Below are 14483 nucleotides of genomic sequence, written 5' to 3' on the forward strand. Positions count from 1 at the left end.
ATGTGCGGGATCGCCGGCCTCTATCACAGCGCGTGCCCCAAGCCGGTCGATCCGGCGCGGATCGCGGCGATGACCGATGCGCAGGCGCATCGCGGACCTGACGGATCGGGGGTGTGGACCGCGCCGGGCGTGGGGCTGGGGCATCGCCGGCTGTCGATCATCGACGTGGCGGGCAGCCCGCAGCCGATGGCGTTGCCGGGCGAACAGGTCGTCATCAGCTTCAATGGCGAAATCTACAATTTCGCGGAGCTGCGCGCCGAGTTGCAGGCCAAGGGCGCGGCGTTCCGGACGCAGGGCGATACCGAAGTACTGCTCCATGCCTGGGCGGCATGGGGGCCGGACATGCTGGCGCGGTTGAATGGCATGTTCGCCTTCGCCATCCATGATGCGGGGCGGCAGGCGTTGTTCCTCGCCCGCGACCGGATGGGGGTGAAGCCGCTCCACTATGTCGAGCTGGGCGACGGGGCGGTGGCGTTCGCGTCGGAGCTGAAAGGGCTACTCGCCCATCCGCTGGTGCGGCGGACGCCCGATGTCGCGGCGATCGAGGATTACATGGCTTTGGGCTATGTACCCGACGACGCCTGTATCGTCGCGGGGGTGAAGAAGCTGCCCGCCGGCCATTTCCTGCTGATCGAGCGCGGGCGGGGCGTGCCGCAGCCGGTCCGGTGGTGGGAGATCGACTTTTCGAAGCGTGCGAAGGGCAGCACGCGCGACTTGGCGGCGGAGCTGGTCGAGCGGATGCGCGAGGGCGTGCGATCACGGATGGTCGCCGACGTGCCGCTGGGCGCGTTCCTGTCGGGCGGGGTCGATTCGTCGGCGGTCGTCGCACTGATGGCGGAGGCGAGCCGGTCGCCGGTCCAGACCTGCACCATCGGGTTCGAGGAAGCGGGCCATGACGAGCGGGGTCCCGCCGGGCTGGTGGCGCAGCGCTTCGCGACCGACCATGCGGTACGGACGGTACGCTCGGACGACTTTGGGCTGATCGACACGCTGGTCGGGGCGTTCGACGAACCCTTTGCCGATGCGTCGGCGCTGGCGACCTATCAGGTGTGCGCGCTGGCTCGCGAGCGGGTGACGGTGGCGCTGTCGGGCGATGGCGCGGACGAAGCGCTGGCCGGCTATCGCCGGTACAAATTCCATGCGGCGGAGGAGCGGGTGCGGTCGCTGCTGCCGCCGGGGCTGCGGGAGCCGGTGTTCGGCGCGCTGGGCGATGTCTATCCCAAAGCCGACTGGGCACCGCGCCCGTTTCGCGCCAAGACGACGCTCCTGGCGCTCGCGCAGGATGGTGACGAGGCCTATGCGCAGGCGGTGGGGGTGACGACACCGGCGGTGCGGCAGGGGCTGTACGGGCAGGCGATGGCGCGGCAGTTGGGGAGCTATCGCGGCGAGGAACGCTATGTCGCGGCAATGCGGCAGGCGCCGGGACGCGATGCGCTGGACCGGGCGCAATATGCCGATTTCCGCCACTGGCTGCCGGGCGATATTCTGACCAAGGTCGACCGGATGAGCATGGCGGTGGCGCTGGAGGCGCGCGAGCCGTTGCTCGACCACCGGCTGATCGAGTTCTGCGCCACCCTGCCGGCGAAGCTCCGCCTGCGCGGGGGCGAGGGCAAATGGCTGATGAAGAAGGCGCTGGAGCCGTGGCTGCCGCGCGAAATTCTGTATCGACCGAAAATGGGGTTCGTGACCCCGATCAGCGCATGGTTCCGGGGGGCACTGGCCGACGAGGCGGCGGGACTGGCGCGATCACCGGTGCTGGCGACGTGGTTCGACCCCCATGCAATCGAGCGGCTGGCGGCCGATCATCGGTCGGGCAAGGCGGAGCATGGCCGGACCTTGTGGCAGCTGGTGATGCTGGAGCGTAGCGCCCGGCGGCTGTTCGGCTAGGCCAAAGTTCACGAAGTTCACACTCGTGCGCTATTTGCGTGTCGTGCGTTCTCACCCTTCAAAGAAAAAACGTTACCCTGGCGAAGAGGCGGTGCCAGAACCGCAGGAGACTCCAGTCTTCGCCGGGGTAACGTAATGGGATATGGGTTCTGTAGGAAAGCCCTATCCCCGCTCCCCGATCCATCGGCGGAACAGGTCGGTCCAGACGCGTTGCGGGCTGTCGACCGGCGCGTGCAGCGCCCCCCAGCCATGGCCGCCCTTTTCGAACAGATGCGCCTCGACCGGGACCTTCGCCCGGCGGCAGGCAGCTAGCATCTCCAGCGACTGATCGAGCGGAACGACCGGATCGTCGACCGAATGGGCAAGGAAGACCGGCGGAGTCTGCGGCGTCACCCGCGCCGGGACGTTGTAGCGGCGATAGACGGTCATCGGGCCGTCGGGCTGGCCGGGCCCACCCCGGTCCATCGCGGCGATGTTCGTGACCGGATAGACGAGACCGCTGAAGGCCGGGCGGGCCGACTGGCGGTCGGCGGCATCGATCGGTCGATAGACCGGATCGTCATGGGCGATGGTCAGCGACCCGGCGAGGTGCCCGCCGGCGGAAAAGCCGCAAATGCCGAGCTTTGCCGGATCGATGCCGTAGCGCGCGGCATTGGCGCGGATCAGCCGCATCGCCCGCTGGGCATCCTGTAGCGGCACATCCTGCCGGTCGTTCCACCCTTCGCCGGGCAGGCGATAGGCGAGCGCGAAGACGGTGATCCCGGCGGGGTTCAATGCCTTGGCGACGTCGATCCCTTCATTCTCGATCGATACGAAGCCATAGCCGCCACCAGGGATCGACAGGACGGCGGTGCCGTTGGGCTTTGCCGGGCGGAATACGCCGACCACCGGATCGGACACGCCGCGCAGCCACAATTCTCGCAGGTCGGGCCGTCCGTTCATCGACGGGGCATAGGTCGGCAGCGTCGTGCGCGCACCGGGGGCGCGGCCGGGCCACAGGCGAAAACGTTCGCGCGGGGGCCAGGGGGTGAGTCGTTCGCCGTCCTGTGCCGGCAGGGCAGGCTGTGCCGCCGCCTTTGTCGCCACGGGCAATGCCATGGCCGCCCCCAAGATGGTCCGCCGGTCGATCATCCGCTCCACTCCCTGTTGTTTCGGTCAGCCTAACGTCCGGCCGCGCTTCGGGATAGCCGGCGATCGGCCAAAGCGCTCGACAATCCCCGGCGGGGCGATAGACCTTTGGCCATGTCGGCGGGGGCCGACCGGATACAGGGGGATTTCGAGTGAAGCGTTTCGTCGTGGTGAAAGCGGTCGCGTTGGCGGCGGCGGGGTTGCCGGCGCTTGCCTGGGCGAGCGAAACGCCGCTCTATCAACCGGCCCCCGCCTGGGTCACTGCGCCGCCCGCCGTACCGGCCGGTCCTGCCGACGAACTGCCGCCGCTGGTGCTGCTCGATTTCCAGAAGCGCATCAATGGTGACCGCCTGACCTCCTATGTCCATCAGCGCACCCGGATCGCGAGTGCGGAGATGCTGTCGCAGGCAGCGACGCTGACGCTGCCCTGGGCGCCGGACAAGGGTGACCTGATCGTCCATGGCCTGACCATCCTGCGCGGCGATCAGCGGATCGATCTGTTGGCCAAGGGGCAGAAGTTCACCGTGCTGCGCCGTGAACAGTCGCTGGAACAGCGCGAGCTGACCGGCATCCTGACCGCGACGCTGGCGGTCGAGGGGCTGGAGGTCGGCGACCTGCTCGACCTCCGCTTCTCGGTCACCGGGCGCGATCCGGCGCTGGGCGGGCGGGTGCAGGATGTCGTCCCGCTGCCCGCGCTGCCGCTGCGCATCGGGGCCGGCCGGGTGCGGTATCTGTGGTCGAACGACAGCGCCCCCAAGTACAAGCTGCTGGTCGATGGCGTGGCAGCGACGCCGGTACGCAAGGGCGACATGACCGAATTGAGCTTCGCGCTGCCCGCGCCCAAGCCCAAGGACATGCCAGACGATTCGCCGGCACGCTATCGCCGTCCGCCGTTGATCGAGGTGGCGAGCTTTACCGACTGGGCCGATGTGTCGCGGACGTTCGTGCCGCTGTACGGGACCGATGGCCTGATCGCGCCGAACAGTGCGCTGGCGAACGAAGTCGCGGCGATCCAAAAGGCGGAGGCGACTCCGATCGGTCGGGCGCAGCGCGCGCTGGAGCTGGTGCAGGACAAGATTCGTTATCTCGCGGTCGGGATGGATGGTGGCAACTATGTGCCACAAACCCCTGCAAAGACGTGGGAAGTTCGTTACGGCGACTGCAAGGCGAAGACGTTGATGCTGTTGGCGATGCTGCACGCCATGGGGATCGAGGCCGAGCCGGTCGTCGCCAATGTCGGGCTGGGCGATGCGGTGCCCGAGCGTTTGCCGAGTGCGGCCGCGTTCAACCATGTGTTCGTCCGCGCGACGATCGATGGGCAGGTGCTGTGGCTGGACGGGACAGGCAGCAATGCGCGCCTGCCCGACATTCGCGATACGCCGGGCGTCGGCTATGTCCTGCCGATCCGGGCGGAGGGTGCCGCGCCGATCCGGATCGAAACGCATCCTAATGCCCGCGCGATCGCCAGCGTGACGGTCGAGGCGGATGAGAGCGGCGCGGTCGACCTGCCCAGCCCGGTCGAGGTGACGATGGTGACGCATGGCCAGATGGCGGCGCAGCTGCGCGCGGCGAAGAGCCAGATCGGCCCGAAGGAACAGCGCGAGCTGATCTCCACCATCCTGCAACAGGCGGTGGGGGAAGGGCAGTTCGCCGATGGAACGATCACGCCCGATCCGGCGACCGGCGACGTCGTGGTGCGCGCAAAAGGGGTCGTCAACACCAGCTGGAGCGTGGAGGATCGGCGGCGCAAGCGGTCGCTGGGCGGGGCGCTGGGCGAGTGGACCTTTTCTCCCGACCGCAGCCGACCGGACTGGAGCGCGATCCCGGTCGCCGCGCCCCCGCCCTTTGGTGTGGAGCGCCATGTGCGGGTGAAGCTGCCCGATGGCGGACGCGGCTTCACGATGGAGGGGACGGCGGACGCCGACCAGCGCCTGGCCGGCCATGTCGTCAAGCGGACGACCCGGCTGTCGGGCGGGACGCTCAGCATGGACGAACGCTTCGACGCGGCGGGCGTGGAGGTGCCGGCGGCGCGGATCGCGGTCGAGCGCGACGCGGTGGCGACGGCCAAGGCCAATGTCCCGCGGGTCGTCGCTCCGGTCGACACTCCGCGCCGCTGGACGCTGGACGCCGTGACCCTGGGCAAGTCGAGTCAGGTGCAGGCGATCCGTGCGATTTATGGCAAGGCGATCGCCGCCGATCCGGACGAGATGAGCGGCTATCAAAGCCGCGCCGCGTTCGAGGCGGGAATCGGTGACCACCGGGCGGCGCTGGTCGATCTGGACAAGGTCATCGCCAAGGAACCGACGGTCGACCTGTATCTCCAGCGATCCTACGCCCAGTTCAATCTGGGCGATCCGGCAAAGGCGCTGGCCGATGCCGAACGCGCACGCGCGCTCGATCCGGCGGCGTATAACGCGATCGGGCAGGTCGTGCAGACGCGGGCGGAAACCGGCGATCTGAAGAGTGCGATGACGCTGCTCGATGAACGGATCGCGCTGGGCGGGGAAACCCGGTCCTCGCTGCGCCAGATGAAGGCCAGCGTGCTGGGCGAGTTCGGTGATCCGGCGCAATCGGTGGCGTTGTTCGACACGCTGATCGGTGAGAAGCCGGGGTCGCCGACGCTCCTCAACGGGCGCTGCTGGGCGAAGGGGACCCGCAACGTCATGCTCGATACCGCGCTGAAGGACTGTACCAAGGCGATCGAACTGAGCGACGACACGCTGGCCGCGCTCGATAGCCGGGCGATGGTCTGGTACCGGATGGGCCGCTATCCCGAGGCGCTGGACGATCTCGACACCGTGCTGGCGGCCAATCCGGACATGGCCGGCAGCCGCTATCTGCGTGCGGCGATCTACAAGGCAACCAAGCGCGATCCGGAGGCGGCGAGCGACCTCGCGCTGGCGCGGCGGATCTATCCGATGATCGACCGGCAATATGCCCGCTATGGGTTCAAGATGTAGGGGCGGCGTTCGACGATCCGTACCCCGGCCTTCGCGGAGGTACGGGGCGGATGTGGCTCCGGGCGGAAGAAGAAACGGGACCCCGGATCAGGTCCGGGGTGACGGGCCGAAGGGAAGGTGGGGCCGGTGACCTGCCCAGACAAAACGGCGGGGGATCGCTCCCCCGCCGTTTCCTGTTTCGACGATGTGCCGACGATCAGTCGAACATCTTGCCGAAGGCGCGCTTCGCACGGTTCTTCCACGCGCCGCGATGATAGGCGTCCGACGCCAGCAGCGGCATGACCGAGCCGGCTTCGGCGAAGACCATCTGTTCGAGCGCGGTGTCGACCTTGCCCCAGCTCGCCGCTTCCTTCAGCGTCGAGGACGAACAGGCGCCGTCACGCACGTCGGCGACGGTGATCTGCACGGCGTATTTGTGCATCTCGACATCGTCGTGACCGAGGATTTCGGCGCAGACGACGGTGTCCTGGATGAAGTTCTTCGGCACGCCGCCGCCGATCATCAGCAGGCCGGTGGTGCCCGCCTTGATCTTGATATCGGTCAGTTCGCGGAAGTCGGCGATGGCGTCGAGCACCATGTAAGGCTTGCCTTCCTTTGCGCGGTCGACCTGGTGCTTGACCAGACCGAAGCCGGCCGAGCTGTCGACGAACGCCGGGCAGAAGATCGGCACGTCATGCTCGTACGCCAGCTTGACGAGGCTGTTTTCCTTCTTGCCGTGCTCCGACAGATATTTGCCCATCTCGCGGATGAAGGCGCGCGACGAATAGGCCTTCGGCTCGAGCGAATTGGCGATCTCACCGATGGTGTGGTCGCAATCCTGCAGCTGTTCTTCGTCGATATAGGTGTCGTAGATGCGGTCGATGTAGAGCGAACGCAGCACGTTGTCGTCGGGGATTTCCAGCGCCTGATAGTGCTTGTGGCCCAGCCCTTCGAAGAAATCCATGTCGACGATCGACGCGCCGGTCGCGACCACGCCGTCGATCATGTTCGAGCGCAGCAGTTCGGCATAGAGGTCCATGCAGCCGCCGGCCGAGGTCGAACCCGCGATCACGAGGAAGATCGAGCAGTCCTTGTCCTCCAGCATCTGGTTGTAGATGCGGGTGGCGCGCGCGAGGTCGCGGCTGGTGAAGCTCATCTTGCCCATGGCGTCGATGATCGGGCGGGCGTCGAACTTGGTGATGTCGACATGCTCGACGGTGGTCGAAAGCAGTTCGGCCTTGCGGGTGTCGTTGATCGTCGTGTCGGTCATGATGGTCCCATCATCATCGATAAGCCGTCGTCGTTATGGGGACGCGGAAACCCGGTTTGGCCTCCTGCCCACAGGTGCGGGAGGAGCCGATGGCGGTCGCATAGCGGCAAAGCCATGCAAAGCCCACCCCCGGCCCCTCCCGCATCGCTGCGGGAAGGGGGAGGTGGTCGGTTAATGGAGGCTGGTTACAGCTTGACGACGTTGTTCGACACGAACGCCGGAACGGGATCGAGTTCGACGTACATCGACTCCATCGGTTCGTCGTCGGTCAGCACGGTTTCGCCATTGCCGAAGCCGTTGAACGCGGTGCGCATGGCCGAGCCATAGGCACCGAGCATTCCGATTTCAAAATAATCGCCGCTGCGGGTATCGGCCGGAAGCGGGAACGGACCCTTCATCTGGTCGATATCGTCGCAGGTCGGACCCCAGAAGCTGAAGTCCATGTCGCGGGCGTCCGACTCAGGCTGCCGCAGCAGCTGCACCGGATATTTCCAGCCAATATGCGCCGCATCGAACAGCGAGCCATAAGCACCGTCGTTGATGAACAGCTCGGCCCCGCGGCGATGCTCGACGCGGACGACGACCGAAGCATATTCGGCGCACAACGCCCGGCCCGGCTCCGCCCACAGTTCGGCCGAATAGCTGACCGGCAGGCTTTCGAACGCGCGGTGGATGGTTTCGAAGAAACGCTCCAGCGGCGGCGGGGTCATGCCGGGATAGCGCGACGGGAAGCCGCCGCCGACATCGATCACGTCGACGGTGACGCCTGCGTCGACGATGGCGGCGCGGACGCGCTCCATCGCATTGCTATAGGCGTCGGGCGACATGGTCTGGCTGCCGACATGGAAGCAGATGCCCAGCGCGTCGGCGACCTGGCGGGTCGCCATCAGCAGTTCCCTGGCGTCCGCGTGGCCCACGCCGAACTTCGATCCGAGCGACAGCTTCGCATATTCCGACGACACCCGCATCCGGACACACAGCGTCAGGTCGGTCGCGCCATCGGTCGCGGCGACGATCTTGTGCAGTTCGTCCATGCTGTCGAGCGAGAAGGTACGCACGCCATGCTCGAAATAGGCTTCGGCAATCGCCTCCGGCGCCTTGATCGGGTGCATGAAGTGGCAGGTCGCGTCCGGCAGCGTCGCCTTCACCAGACGAACCTCGCCGATCGACGCGGTGTCGTAGTGGACGATGCCGTTGTCCCACAGGACATGCAGCAGGTCGGGCGACGGATTCGCCTTCACCGCATACATCGAGCGCCCCGGAAACTTCTCCACGAAGAATCGGGCGGCGCGCGCGGCGGCGTGCGGGCGAACGAGCGTGACCGGTTCGACCGGTCGGCGCTCTGCAATGTCGATCCCGCGCTCGAAGGAGGAGCTACGGGCGATAAAGGGGGCAGCTAGCCCCAGCGCGCTATAGTGCTTGGCCAATTCAAGGGACCTCCAATTGCCTTTCGGCATACGGTGACAAAAGCTGCCTTGCGGTTGGAAGTCCCATGGGGCAGCGGAGGCGCGATCTATGACCCACAAACCTTGATGTAAAGTGTTTGTGCGGCGGAAAGTGCAATTTATGACGATTATGCGACAACCGACCCGCGCCGGGGTGCGCGATGCAGCGGCAAAGGTGGCGGAAATCCTGCCGCCGTCACCGCTTATGATACGTGAAATCAATGGCTTGGCCGTCGCTTTCAAGATGGAGGCGTTGCAGCCTGTCGGTGCGTTCAAACTACGCGGGGCGTTGCACCGTTTGACCGCCCTTTGCGACGAATCGCGGGGGCGGGGCGTCGTGGCATTCTCGTCCGGCAATCATGCGCAGGGGGTCGCATGGGCGGCGAAGCGGCTGGGGATCGCGGCGACGATCGTGATGCCGGCCGACGCCCCGCAGGCGAAGCTGGCGGCGACGATGGCGCTGGGCGCGGAGGTGGTCCGCTACGACCGCGCGACCGAGAGTCGGGAGAAGATTGCGGCGCATCTGGCCCATGCGCGCGGCGCGACATTGGTGCCGAGTTTCGACGACGCATGGGTGATCGAGGGGCAGGGATCGGCCGGGATCGAGGCGGCAGCGCAGATGGCAGCGGCCGGATTGCCCGCCGTGGCACGGGTCGTGGTCCCGTGCGGCGGCGGTGGCCTTGCCGCCGGACTGGCGCTGGCGCTGCCCGATGCGGAGGTAGTGACGGTCGAACCGGAAGGCTGGGACGATATGCGCCGCAGCCTGGAGACCGGGTGGATCGAGCCGGTGGGCGATGCACCGCCCCCGACCGCCTGTGACGCGCTCCAGACGATGCGCGTGGCCGAACGGACGTTCGATGTCCTGTCGCGGCGCGGGGCGACGGGGGTGGCCGTCAGCGAGGCGGAGATCGCGGATGCGCAGCGCTGGGCGATGCGGCATCTGCGCACCGTCGTCGAGCCAGGCGGCGCGGTCGCATTGGCGGCGATGCTGTCGAAACGCGTGGCGATCGTGCCGGGGACGCTTGTGCTGGTGTCCGGCGGCAATGTCGATGCCGCCGACTATGCCCGGGTGGTGGCGGCATGACGGCGGGACCGGCAGGCACCTTGCTCGCGATCCTGATGCTGGTCGCGGTGCTGCTGATCGTGTTCGGTGTACGGATGATCGCGCGGGGCGAGCGGCGCAATGGCAGCCTGATGCTGTTGTGTGCCGTCGTGATGATGGGCAATGTCGCGATATGGACGGTTTAGGGGCGATGGAAACGCGGTTCAGTGTTGCGGCGGCGGATGTGGATGCTGCGATCGCGTGGCTCGGCGAGCGGGGTTTCGCGCCGTGCAGGGTCGAATATGGCGATGGCGATGCTGCGCTGGTCTTTCCGCTGCTTCCGGGTGACCGACTGGGTGCGCTGGCCATGGCCCTCCCGCTGCACCTGAGCAGTAAGGTCGGGATCGTGGTTGGGGATGGGCCGCCGTTTTCGGCGGGGCGCTAAGGCCAATCGACCTTGCAGCTACTCCCGGTGTCGTTCCTGACCTACGCCTACAGCCCCTTCGTCACCCCGGACTAGTTCCGGGGTCCACGGCGCGGCAATAGGTGCGGTGTGAGCCTCTATCGTCCGCGACTGGGACTCGGTGTACCCCGGAACAAGTCCGGGGTGACGATAGGCCGATGAATGTCGGTCCGCCCTTGGTTGCGCCCGAGATTCTACCAGCCGTCATAAAGCAGATTACACAAGCGCTGGTCGCCTGCGCCGCAATCCGCGCTGGCAGTGGAATGTCGCTAGATTGATAGGCTAATCAGGAACCGTCGCGGGTAGAATTCATCGACGTTCCGGCGTTCGAGCGCTGGCGCAGCGCCTCGGCGGTGGCGTCGGCCGCATCCGCGTCGACCTTCGCCCAATCGGCCGCGGTGCGGCAGGTGCGCATCGTCATGATCGATCCGGTCGCGGCATCGCGACGGCAGATCTTCTTTTCGGGCTTGGGCTTTTCGGCGGCGGGCTGGGCGGGGGCTTGCAGCGTGGCGGCGAGCAGGAACAGGGTCAGCATGGTGGACATCCGGATGGAGGAGATGCCGCCAGTCTATGCCGGGTTTGCAATAGGGCAAGCATCTTATTCTGTGCTCGCGCGACGCGGCGAAGCCGCGTCGTCGGTCGGCGCGATTGCGCCGCCGGCCGGGCTGGCGTGCGAGGCGCGGATTAGCCTTGCTGATCCGCTCGCGCCAGCCTCACTTGATCGGCGAGTTCGGGTCCAGGCGCATGTCCAGATATTTGTCCACGCTGCCCATCAGTTCGGGCATTTCGTTCTGGAAGAAGTGGTTGGCGCCGGGGATCGTGTCGTGATGGATCGTGATGTGGCGCTGGGTGCGCAGCTTGTCGACCAGCTTCTGGGTAGCGGCAGGCGTCACCACCTCGTCCGCATCGCCCTGGATGATGATGCCCGACGACGGGCAGGGCGCGAGGAAGGTGAAGTCGTACATGTTCGCGGGCGGCGCGATCGAGATGAAGCCGCGGATTTCCGGGCGGCGCATCAGCAACTGCATCCCGATCCACGCGCCGAAGCTGACGCCCGCGATCCAGGTCGTCTGCGCTTCGGGGTGGAAGCTCTGCACCCAGTCGAGCGCGGAGGCGGCGTCCGACAGTTCGCCGACGCCGTTGTCGAACGTCCCCTGGCTCTTGCCCACGCCGCGGAAGTTAAAGCGCAGCGTGGCGAAACCGCGACGCTGGAACGTCTTGTAGAGTTCCTGCACGATGCGGTTGTTCATCGTGCCGCCCGACGACGGATGGGGGTGCAGGATCATCGCGACGGGCGCGCGCGGGCGCGGCGCGGGCGCGAAACGGCCCTCCAGTCGACCTTCGGGACCGGGGAAGATGACTTCGGGCATGGGACGTCCTGCTATGATCTGGGCGCGCTGATGGCGCAAATGGCGTTCGCGGCTATATAGGCGCACGCAATCGGAACGGAAGTGTTTTGACGACCCGCATCTATCTGGACCATGCCGCGACCACCCCGATGCGGCCCGAAGCGATCGCCGCCATGGCCGAGGGCATGGCGCGCTGGGCCAATCCGTCCAGCCCCCATGCCGAGGGTCGCGCCGCGCGGCGGGTGCTTGAGGATGCGCGTGCGCGGATCGCGGCGGCACTGGACTGGGACGGCGAGGTGATCCTGACCAGCGGGGCGAGCGAGGCGCTGTCGATCGCGCTGCGCGGGCGTGATGCGGCTGCGGCGAGCGTCGAGCATGATGCGGTGCTGCGCATCGCCGGCGAGCAGCGGGTGCCGGTGGGGGCGGACGGATTGATCGACCTTGCTGCGCTGCCTCCGGCGCGGCGCGTGGCGGTGCAATCGGCCAATAGCGAAACCGGCGTGATGCAACCGCTTGCGGCGGTGGCGGCGTGTGCGGGTGTGCTGGTGGCCGATTGTTCGCAGAGCGCGGGCAAACTGCCGCTGCCGTCCGCCGACCTGATCGTGGTGTCGGCGCACAAGCTGGGCGGGCCGCCGGGGATCGGCGCGCTGCTGGTGCGCGACCTTGCGCTGCTGACGCCGACCGGGGGGCAGGAGCAGGGGTATCGCGGCGGAACGGAGAACCTGCCCGGCGCGCTGGGCTTCGCCGCTGCACTGGAGGCGCCGCGCGACTGGTTCGAGGCGGCGGCACTGTTGCGGGCAAGGCTCGATGCGGCGATCCGTGCGGGCGGGGGCGAGGTGGTGGCCGATGCGTCGCCCCGGATCGCGACCATTGCCGCCTATCGCCTGCCCGGACGGTCGGCGGCGGCGCAATTGATGCGGCTCGATTCGGCGGGCTTCGCGGTGTCGGCGGGGAGTGCGTGTTCGTCGGGAACGCTGAAGACCAGCCATGTGCTGTCCGCCATGGGCATGGATACCAAGGCGGCGAGCGAGGTGATCCGGGTCAGTTTCGGCTGGACCACGACGGCCGAAGAGGTCGACGCCTTCGCCGCCGCATGGAGGGCGATGGCGTGACCTATCTCGACTATCAGGCGACGACCCCGCTTGCGCCCCAGGCGTTCGAGGCGATGGTGCCGTGGCTGCGCGACAGCCATGCCAACCCCCATTCGCCGCATCGCGAGGGCCGGCGCGCCAAGGCGGTGGTCGAGGTCGCGCGCGATCAGGTGGCGGCGGCGCTGGGCGCGACCGGCGGGCGGCTGTTCTTCACCAGCGGCGCGACCGAGGCGGCGAACTGGGCGATCGCCGGCACCTTCGAGCGGCTGCGCGCACAGCGGCCGAAGGTGGTGACGATCGCCACCGAACATGCCTGCGTCCTCGACACGGTGCAGGCACTGGCGGCGCGGGGGGCGGAGGTGGTGGTCCTGCCGGTGGCACGCGACGGGCTGGTCGATCGGGACGCCGCCATGGCCGCGATCGACGGCCGCACGGCGATCGTCGCGGCGATGCTGGTCAATAACGAGATCGGCGTGGTGCAACCGATCGCGTGGCTGGGCGAGCTGGCGCGGGCGGCGGGTGCGGTCATGTTCTGCGACGCGGTGCAGGGGTTCGGGCGGGTCGACCTGCCGGTCGATGCCTACGACCTGATCGCGGTGTCGGCGCACAAGGTCTATGGCCCCAAGGGGATCGGGGCGCTGTGGGTGCGCGACGGTCGCGAGCCAGCGGCGATCCTGCATGGCGGCGGGCAGGAGGGCGGCCTGCGATCCGGCACGCTCAGCCCCGCGTTGTGCGTTGGGTTCGGGGTGGCGGCAACGCTGCTGTGCGAGGAGGATCGCGCGCAGGCCGGGCGGCTGTGGGCGGCGGCGCGGGCGATCCTGTCGGGTGCGGACTGGGTGCTGAACGGAAGCGAGGATCGGCGTTGGCACGGCAACCTGAACGTCCGGATGGATGGACTGGATGTCGCCCGGTTGATGAGCGAATGCCGCGACATCGCCTTTTCCGCCGGATCGGCCTGTTCCAGCGGATCGGGACGCAGCAGCCATGTGCTGCGCGCGCTGGGCCTGACCGAGCGCGAGGCGCGGTCGTCGGTGCGGATCGGCTTTGGACGCTATACCACCGAGGAGGAACTGGTGCAGGCATTGCAGGCGATCGACCGGGCCGCGCGGGGGCAGCGGCGATGATCGTCCGCTTCGTGCGTGCCGATGGCCGGGTGGAGGAGGCACGGGGGGCGGCGGGCGACCGGCTGCTCGATCTGGCACAGGCGTATGATCTGCCGCTGGAGGGAACATGCGGGGGGCAGATGGCGTGCTCGACCTGTCACATCATCGTCGATCCGGCCGATTTCGCGCGGCTGCCCGCCGCCAGCGAGGAGGAAGAGGACATGCTGGATTTCGCCGAGGGCGCGGTCGCGACCAGCCGGCTGGCGTGTCAGATCGTGCTGGACGAATCGTTTGGCGACCTGACGGTACGTGTGCCCGCAGCGGCGCGGGATGCGCGGCGGTAGCGTTCGGCCAGCAGAACGATCAGCGCCCCGGCGGCATAGGCGACGAAGTCACGGCGGTCGAACCCGCTGCCGAGGATGATCCGCGCCCAGCGATTGCCCGCCAGGCCGATGTGATCGAGCAGGTGAAAATACTGGCCGAACTCGATCACGATCGCGGTGGCCAGCGCCAGCAGCACGGCGGGGAGCACGTCCAGCCGGGTGATGGTGCGCAGCCCGGCATAGACCAGCACCACCGCCAGCGCATCGCCGACATAGGGGCGGACGATCGCGTCGCGGACGAACAGCGCGATGGCGATCTCCGTCAGCAACAGCGCCAGCGTCAGCGCGGCATAGCGCGTGTCGAACCGCATCGTGTTTCCCCCGAACCCGACCGTGCCATGGCGTGCGATGGGCCGCGATGCAACCGCTTGCCCCGACATGGC

14 protein-coding genes are annotated in these 14483 nt (G+C 67.6%); 8 read left to right on the forward strand and 6 right to left on the reverse strand.

The window, feature by feature from the left end; all coding sequences use genetic code 11:
- Positions 1-1887 carry an XrtA/PEP-CTERM system amidotransferase gene (locus ASE83_RS04495; RefSeq protein WP_055784181.1) on the forward strand — a complete coding sequence of 629 codons (1887 nt, stop codon included), beginning with the start codon at positions 1-3 and terminating at the stop codon, positions 1885-1887.
- Positions 1888-2049: 162 nt separating this feature from the next.
- On the opposite strand, the gene ASE83_RS04500 is transcribed toward ASE83_RS04495, so the two are convergent.
- The gene (locus ASE83_RS04500; RefSeq protein WP_055784182.1) at positions 2050-3018 is read right to left on the reverse strand and encodes an alpha/beta hydrolase; all 969 of its coding nucleotides are present in this window, start codon (positions 3016-3018) and stop codon (positions 2050-2052) included.
- 149 nt (positions 3019-3167) lie between these two features.
- Between ASE83_RS04500 and ASE83_RS04505 the strand changes: the two genes are divergently transcribed.
- Positions 3168-5975, forward strand: coding sequence for a DUF3857 domain-containing protein (locus ASE83_RS04505; RefSeq protein ID WP_235512973.1), 2808 nt, complete (start codon positions 3168-3170; stop codon positions 5973-5975).
- A gap of 196 nt (positions 5976-6171) precedes the next feature.
- Here the strand turns inward: ASE83_RS04505 and ASE83_RS04510 are convergent, their stop codons facing one another.
- Positions 6172-7224 (reverse strand): 1,9-bis(guanidino)-5-aza-nonane synthase, encoded by a 1053-nt coding sequence (locus tag ASE83_RS04510; RefSeq protein ID WP_055756247.1) that lies wholly within the window; start codon positions 7222-7224, stop codon positions 6172-6174.
- A gap of 185 nt (positions 7225-7409) precedes the next feature.
- A complete protein-coding gene (locus ASE83_RS04515) occupies positions 7410-8651 on the reverse strand; it encodes a type III PLP-dependent enzyme (protein WP_082443068.1) in 1242 nt (413 codons plus the stop codon).
- Between the two features lie 139 nt (positions 8652-8790).
- Here ASE83_RS04515 and ASE83_RS04520 point away from each other — a divergent pair, with 139 nt between their 5' ends.
- The 3 genes from ASE83_RS04520 to ASE83_RS04525 are packed head-to-tail and all read left to right on the forward strand — an operon-like array spanning position 8791 to position 10156.
- A complete protein-coding gene (locus tag ASE83_RS04520; protein ID WP_200921808.1) occupies positions 8791-9753 on the forward strand; it encodes a threonine ammonia-lyase in 963 nt (320 codons plus the stop codon).
- On the forward strand, positions 9750-9917 hold the full coding sequence (locus ASE83_RS18760; RefSeq protein ID WP_200921809.1) for a hypothetical protein: 168 nt from the start codon (positions 9750-9752) through the stop codon (positions 9915-9917). The genes ASE83_RS04520 and ASE83_RS18760 overlap by 4 nt, the downstream gene beginning before the upstream one ends.
- A 5-nt stretch (positions 9918-9922) precedes the next feature.
- Positions 9923-10156 (forward strand): hypothetical protein, encoded by a 234-nt coding sequence (locus ASE83_RS04525; protein ID WP_235512976.1) that lies wholly within the window; start codon positions 9923-9925, stop codon positions 10154-10156.
- 304 nt (positions 10157-10460) lie between these two features.
- Here ASE83_RS04525 and ASE83_RS04530 read toward each other — a convergent pair whose 3' ends face one another.
- Both ASE83_RS04530 and ASE83_RS04535 read right to left on the reverse strand, forming a co-directional pair.
- Positions 10461-10709 carry a hypothetical protein gene (locus tag ASE83_RS04530; RefSeq protein ID WP_055784187.1) on the reverse strand — a complete coding sequence of 83 codons (249 nt, stop codon included), beginning with the start codon at positions 10707-10709 and terminating at the stop codon, positions 10461-10463.
- 178 nt (positions 10710-10887) lie between these two features.
- A complete protein-coding gene (locus ASE83_RS04535) occupies positions 10888-11544 on the reverse strand; it encodes an alpha/beta hydrolase (protein WP_055784189.1) in 657 nt (218 codons plus the stop codon).
- A gap of 128 nt (positions 11545-11672) precedes the next feature.
- Between ASE83_RS04535 and ASE83_RS04540 the strand changes: the two genes are divergently transcribed.
- From ASE83_RS04540 to ASE83_RS04550, 3 genes are read left to right on the forward strand one after another with little or no spacing between them, the layout of a single operon-like run.
- A complete protein-coding gene (locus ASE83_RS04540; RefSeq protein WP_055784527.1) occupies positions 11673-12635 on the forward strand; it encodes a cysteine desulfurase family protein in 963 nt (320 codons plus the stop codon).
- Complete coding sequence (locus tag ASE83_RS04545) at positions 12632-13738, forward strand: cysteine desulfurase family protein (RefSeq protein WP_055784530.1); 1107 nt, start codon at positions 12632-12634, stop codon at positions 13736-13738. Before ASE83_RS04540 ends, ASE83_RS04545 begins: the two co-directional genes overlap by 4 nt.
- Positions 13735-14061 (forward strand): 2Fe-2S iron-sulfur cluster-binding protein, encoded by a 327-nt coding sequence (locus tag ASE83_RS04550; protein WP_055784192.1) that lies wholly within the window; start codon positions 13735-13737, stop codon positions 14059-14061. The genes ASE83_RS04545 and ASE83_RS04550 overlap by 4 nt, the downstream gene beginning before the upstream one ends.
- On the opposite strand, the gene ASE83_RS04555 is transcribed toward ASE83_RS04550, so the two are convergent.
- The gene (locus ASE83_RS04555; RefSeq protein ID WP_082443085.1) at positions 13986-14411 is read right to left on the reverse strand and encodes a ribosomal maturation YjgA family protein; all 426 of its coding nucleotides are present in this window, start codon (positions 14409-14411) and stop codon (positions 13986-13988) included. The two genes, ASE83_RS04550 and ASE83_RS04555, sit on opposite strands and share 76 nt — an antisense overlap.
- Positions 14412-14483 lie beyond the last annotated feature (72 nt).

The organism is Sphingomonas sp. Leaf32 (assembly GCF_001421765.1).
GTDB lineage: Bacteria > Pseudomonadota > Alphaproteobacteria > Sphingomonadales > Sphingomonadaceae > Sphingomonas.

Bases quoted from the DNA above. Each gene is read 5' to 3' on its own strand.
- ASE83_RS04530 (WP_055784187.1), bottom strand. From the start codon at position 10,709: ATGCTGACCCTGTTCCTGCTCGCCGCCACGCTGCAAGCCCCCGCCCAG.
- ASE83_RS04495 (WP_055784181.1), top strand. From the start codon at position 1: ATGTGCGGGATCGCCGGCCTCTATCACAGCGCGTGCCCCAAGCCGGTC.
- ASE83_RS04525 (WP_235512976.1), top strand. From the start codon at position 9,923: ATGGAAACGCGGTTCAGTGTTGCGGCGGCGGATGTGGATGCTGCGATC.
- ASE83_RS04500 (WP_055784182.1), bottom strand. From the start codon at position 3,018: ATGATCGACCGGCGGACCATCTTGGGGGCGGCCATGGCATTGCCCGTG.
- ASE83_RS04535 (WP_055784189.1), bottom strand. From the start codon at position 11,544: ATGCCCGAAGTCATCTTCCCCGGTCCCGAAGGTCGACTGGAGGGCCGT.
- ASE83_RS04520 (WP_200921808.1), top strand. From the start codon at position 8,791: ATGACGATTATGCGACAACCGACCCGCGCCGGGGTGCGCGATGCAGCG.
- ASE83_RS18760 (WP_200921809.1), top strand. From the start codon at position 9,750: ATGACGGCGGGACCGGCAGGCACCTTGCTCGCGATCCTGATGCTGGTC.
- ASE83_RS04510 (WP_055756247.1), bottom strand. From the start codon at position 7,224: ATGACCGACACGACGATCAACGACACCCGCAAGGCCGAACTGCTTTCG.
- ASE83_RS04555 (WP_082443085.1), bottom strand. From the start codon at position 14,411: ATGCGGTTCGACACGCGCTATGCCGCGCTGACGCTGGCGCTGTTGCTG.
- ASE83_RS04540 (WP_055784527.1), top strand. From the start codon at position 11,673: ATGCGGCCCGAAGCGATCGCCGCCATGGCCGAGGGCATGGCGCGCTGG.
- ASE83_RS04550 (WP_055784192.1), top strand. From the start codon at position 13,735: ATGATCGTCCGCTTCGTGCGTGCCGATGGCCGGGTGGAGGAGGCACGG.